Source organism: Dietzia sp. SLG310A2-38A2 (assembly GCF_014145095.1).
Lineage (GTDB): Bacteria > Actinomycetota > Actinomycetes > Mycobacteriales > Mycobacteriaceae > Dietzia.
Genome location: NZ_JAALDX010000547.1, coordinates 552 through 1225 on the forward strand (window position 1 = coordinate 552; position 674 = coordinate 1225).

Here is a 674-nt window from a genome sequence, read left to right on the forward strand (position 1 = left end):
ACGCCTGGCCAGCCACGTGCTACTGCCCGAGACCGTGGTCAACGCCTACCGGACCAACGATGCTGATCTGCCGGCCGGGCCGAAGTACCGGCAGTGGGACCAGAGCAGGGTCCGTGAATGGGCCGAACGAGTCGGCCCCTCGGCGCTCGTCGTCACCGATCGGATCTTCGAATCGGTACCCGTCGCCGAACAGGTCATCAACCCCGCTCTGGCCGTGCTGCGGTTGACCCGCCGCTATTCGGCCGAGCGGGTCGAGGCCGCGTGCCGGATCGCGTTGGCCGGGCCGATCCGCTCCCCGCGGTACGCCCACCTGCGCCCGATCCTGGAAACCGGTCAGGACAAACCCGCACCACCGACCGGCAGGGCCAGCCAGGACCGGCCCGCCCAGGACGCCGGCGGGTATGTGCGTGGGGCCGACTACTACTCCGCAGGAGGTGCCCGATGACCCGGCTCGATCCCGAGACCCGCCGCAAGCTGCGCGAGATGGGCGCCACCGCGATGCTGGAGGCGTTCGAGGCCCGCGATGAGACCCTCATGCTGGGAATGGGGTTCGAGGACCAGGTCAAGATCGTCGTCGACGAGGCCCACTCCTCGTACACCCACTCCAAAGTCGAGGGACTGATCCGGCGAGCCGGCCTGCGCTATCCGAACGCCGACCTCAGGCGGCTGGACAT

The 674-nt window shown here is 69.1% G+C and carries 2 pseudogenes; both read left to right on the top strand.

The features are described 5' to 3' along the window. Positions 1 to 445, top strand: a pseudogene (locus tag G6027_RS17910) (IS21 family transposase); the annotation flags it as partial. Further along, positions 442 to 674: pseudogene (locus tag G6027_RS18350) on the top strand (ATP-binding protein); the annotation flags it as partial. The pseudogenes G6027_RS17910 and G6027_RS18350, both read left to right, overlap by 4 nt.